At 70.3% G+C, this 3,908-nt stretch carries 4 protein-coding genes; all 4 read left to right on the top strand.

The genetic code is table 11. The annotated features are described in order from the left end of the window. Nucleotides 1-69: 69 nt before the first annotated feature. The 4 genes from E1293_RS45275 to E1293_RS45290 all read left to right on the top strand — a co-directional run bounded on the left by E1293_RS45275 (nucleotide 70) and on the right by E1293_RS45290 (nucleotide 3,907). Nucleotides 70-519 carry a helix-turn-helix transcriptional regulator gene (locus tag E1293_RS45275; RefSeq protein WP_132206065.1) on the top strand — a complete coding sequence of 150 codons (450 nt, stop codon included), beginning with the start codon at nucleotides 70-72 and terminating at the stop codon, nucleotides 517-519. 5 nt (nucleotides 520-524) lie between these two features. Next, nucleotides 525-935 carry a VOC family protein gene (locus tag E1293_RS45280; RefSeq protein WP_132206067.1) on the top strand — a complete coding sequence of 137 codons (411 nt, stop codon included), beginning with the start codon at nucleotides 525-527 and terminating at the stop codon, nucleotides 933-935. Nucleotides 936-1,016: 81 nt separating this feature from the next. After that, nucleotides 1,017-1,373 carry a VOC family protein gene (locus E1293_RS45285; RefSeq protein WP_132206069.1) on the top strand — a complete coding sequence of 119 codons (357 nt, stop codon included), beginning with the start codon at nucleotides 1,017-1,019 and terminating at the stop codon, nucleotides 1,371-1,373. A 143-nt stretch (nucleotides 1,374-1,516) separates the two neighbouring features. After that, nucleotides 1,517-3,907 (top strand): ATP-binding cassette domain-containing protein, encoded by a 2,391-nt coding sequence (locus E1293_RS45290; RefSeq protein WP_207939505.1) that lies wholly within the window; start codon nucleotides 1,517-1,519, stop codon nucleotides 3,905-3,907. Nucleotide 3,908 lies beyond the last annotated feature (1 nt).

Here is a 3,908-nt window from a genome sequence, read left to right on the forward strand (position 1 = left end):
GGCGGGGAGAGGCCGAGCGATGCGGGGTCCGCTGTGCGAACCGCGGGGCAGCGTGGCAGGATTTCGGGTATGACCAGCGGTTCCGTGTCGGAGCAGCGGCTGCGTGACCTCGCGCGGCTGCGGCGCGTGCGCGACCGGATCGACCGGGAGTACGCGCAGCCGCTGGACGTCGAGGCGCTCGCCCGCGGCGCGAGCATGTCGGCCGGGCACCTCAGCCGCGAGTTCCGCCGCGCCTACGGTGAGTCGCCGTACTCCTACCTGATGACGCGGCGCATCGAGCGTGCGATGGCGCTGCTGCGCCGTGGCGACCTGAGCGTCACCGACGTGTGCTTCGCGGTCGGCTGCCAGTCGCTCGGCACCTTCAGCACCCGCTTCACCGAACTGGTCGGGATGCCGCCGAGCGCGTACCGGAGCCAGGCGATGCGCGGGACGGCCGGGCTGCCGTCGTGTGTCGCGAAACAGGTGACCAGACCGGTCAGGAATCGAGAAGCGGGGGCGACTGAGCCGCGCATAGCCTGACCGGCATGGACCTCACCATTCACACGAGCGTTCTTCCGCACGACGACCCGGAGGCCGCGCTGGCCTTCTACCGCGACACCCTCGGCTTCGAGGTGCGCAAGGACGTCGGGCACGGCGGGATGCGCTGGATCACGGTCGGCCCCGCCGATCAGCCCGGCACGTCCATCCTGCTGGCGCCGCCGGCCGCCGACCCCGGCATCACCGACGACGAGCGCCGCACCATCGCCGAGATGATGGCGAAGGGCACCTACGGCTGGATCCTGCTGGCCACCAGCGACCTCGACGGCACCTTCGACCGGCTGCAGTCCGGGGACGCCGAGGTCGTCCAGGAGCCGACCGAGCAGCCGTACGGGGTTCGCGACTGCGCGTTCCGCGACCCCGCGGGCAACATGGTCCGCATCCAGGAACTGCGCTGAGCCCACGGGCGGGAATGCCTGCCTGAGCAGGGGGGACGTCGATAGGGGCGCCCCCATGACGAGACCACTTCAGGAGTGATCATGAGCGACTCTTCCACGCAGGGGATCAAGACGGTGCTGCACCCGGTGTCCGACCTGGCGGCGGCCAAGGAGGTGTACGCGGCGCTGCTCGGCATCCAGCCGCAGGCCGATTCGTCCTACTATGTGGGCTTCGATGTCGAGGGCCAGCACATCGGGCTGGTGCCGACCGGCGGGCCGCAGGACATGACGTCGCCGGTCGCGTACTGGCACGTGCCGGACATCGAGGCGAAACTCGCCGAGGTGACCGCCGCGGGGGCCGCCGTGAAGGAGGCCGCACACGACGTCGGCGGCGGCCGCCTGGTCGCCACGGTCACCGACCCGGACGGCAACGTCCTGGGGCTCCTTCAGGACCCGTAAGCCTTCCCGGCCACCGAGTCGCGCGGCCCACGGGGGTGGGCCGACGCGCGACGGCCGCCGGTCTGTCCGACGTCTCTGGTTGGATCGAGCCGGGCGGCGCCGACGGAGACCGCGCATGCGGTCCCGCCAAACATATGGAGAACATGAGCATGGAAACGAGCCCGGGCACGCAGTCGCCTGCGCTGCACGTCGCTGACAGCCACGATCTGATCCGCGTGCACGGCGCGCGTGAGAACAACCTCAAGGACGTCAACGTCGAGCTGCCGAAGCGCCGGCTGACGGTGTTCACCGGCGTGTCCGGCTCGGGCAAGAGCTCGCTCGTGTTCGACACGATCGCCGCCGAGTCGCAGCGGATGATCAACGAGACGTACAGCGCGTTCGTGCAGGGCTTCATGCCGACGCTGGCGCGGCCCGAGGTGGACGTCCTCGACGGGCTGACGACCGCGATCATCGTCGACCAGCAGCGGATGGGCGCCGACCCGCGCTCCACCGTCGGCACCGCGACCGACGTCCACGCCATGCTGCGGATCCTCTTCAGCCGGCTCGGGCGGCCGCACATCGGCTCGTCGCAGGCGTTCTCCTTCAACGTCGCCTCGATCAGCGGGGCGGGCGCGGTCACCATCGAGCGCGGCGGGGAGAAGGTGAAGGAGCGCCGCAGCTTCAGCATCACCGGCGGCATGTGCCCGCGCTGCGAGGGCCGCGGGACGGCGTCCGACATCGACCTCGACCAGCTCTTCGACGACTCCAGGTCGCTCGCCGAGGGCGCGATCACCGTCCCCGGTTACAAGGCGGACGGCTGGATGGTGCGGTACTACTCCGAGTCGGGTTTCCTCGACCCGGACAAGCCGATCCGCGAGTACACCAAGAAGGAACGCCACGACTTCCTGTACCACGAGCCGGTCAAGATGAAGTTCCGGGGCATCAACAGCACCTATGAGGGGCTGGTCCCGCGGGTGCAGAAGTCGATGCTCTCCAAGGACAGGGAGGCGATGCAGCCGCACATCCGGGCGTTCGTCGACCGGGCGGTCACCTTCACGACCTGCCCCGACTGCGACGGCACCCGGCTGAGCGAGGCGGCCCGGTCGTCCAAGATCAAGGGCATCAGCATCGCCGACGCGTGCGCGATGCAGATCAGCGACCTCGCCGGATGGGTGCGCGACCTGGACGAGTCGTCGGTGGCGCCGCTGCTGTCCGGGCTGCAGAACACCCTCGACTCGTTCGTGGAGATCGGGCTCGGCTATCTCAGCCTCGACCGGGCGTCGGGGACGCTGTCGGGCGGCGAGGCGCAGCGCACCAAGATGATCCGGCACCTCGGGTCGTCCCTCACCGACGTCACCTACGTGTTCGACGAGCCGACGATCGGGCTGCACCCGCACGACATCCAGCGGATGAACAACCTGCTGCTGCGGCTGCGCGACAAGGGCAACACCGTCCTGGTCGTGGAGCACAAGCCGGAGGCGATCGCGATCGCCGACCATGTCGTCGACCTCGGCCCGCGCGCCGGTGCCGAAGGCGGCGAGGTGATGTTCGAGGGCACCGTCGAGGGGCTGCGGGCCTGCGGCACGCTCACCGGGCGGCACCTGGACGACCGCGCGTCCCTGAAACCGGCGGTGCGCAAGCCGTCCGGCACGCTCGAGGTGCGCGGCGCCGATTCCCACAACCTGCAGGACGTCGACGTCGACATCCCGCTCGGCGTGCTGTGCGTCGTCACCGGTGTCGCCGGTTCCGGCAAGAGCTCGCTGATCCACGGCTCGGTGGCCGGACGGGACGGGGTGGTGGCGGTCGACCAGACCCCGATCCGCGGTTCCCGGCGGAGCAACCCGGCGACCTACACCGGGCTGCTCGAACCGATCCGCAAGGCGTTCGCCAAGGCCAACGGCGTGAAGCCGGCTCTGTTCAGCGCCAACTCCGAGGGCGCCTGCCCCAACTGCAACGGCGCCGGCGTCATTTACACCGACCTCGCGATGATGGCCGGTGTCGCCACCACCTGCGAGGTGTGCGAGGGCAAGCGGTTCGAGGCGTCGGTGCTGGAGTACCACTTCGGCGGCCGCGACATCAGCGAGGTGCTCGCGATGTCGGTGACCGAGGCCGAGGAGTTCTTCGGCTCCGGCGAGGCGCGCACGCCCGCCGCGCACCGCATCCTCGACCGGCTCGCCGACGTCGGGCTCGGCTACCTCAGCCTCGGCCAGCCGCTCACCACGCTGTCCGGCGGCGAGCGGCAGCGGCTCAAGCTGGCCACCCGCATGGGCGAGAAGGGCGGCGTCTACATCCTGGACGAGCCGACCACCGGCCTGCACCTCGCCGATGTCGAGCAGCTGCTCGGCCTGCTCGACCGGCTCGTCGAGTCCGGCAAGTCGGTCATCGTCATCGAGCACCACCAGGCGGTGATGGCGCACGCCGACTGGATCATCGACCTGGGTCCCGGCGCCGGCCACGACGGCGGCCGCATCGTCTTCGAGGGCACCCCGGCCGACCTCGTAGCCGCCCGCTCCACCCTCACCGCCGAACACCTCGCCGACTACGTAACCCCCTGAC

Origin of the sequence: Actinomadura darangshiensis, from assembly GCF_004349235.1 — a bacterium.
In the GTDB taxonomy this organism is placed as follows: domain Bacteria; phylum Actinomycetota; class Actinomycetes; order Streptosporangiales; family Streptosporangiaceae; genus Spirillospora; species Spirillospora darangshiensis.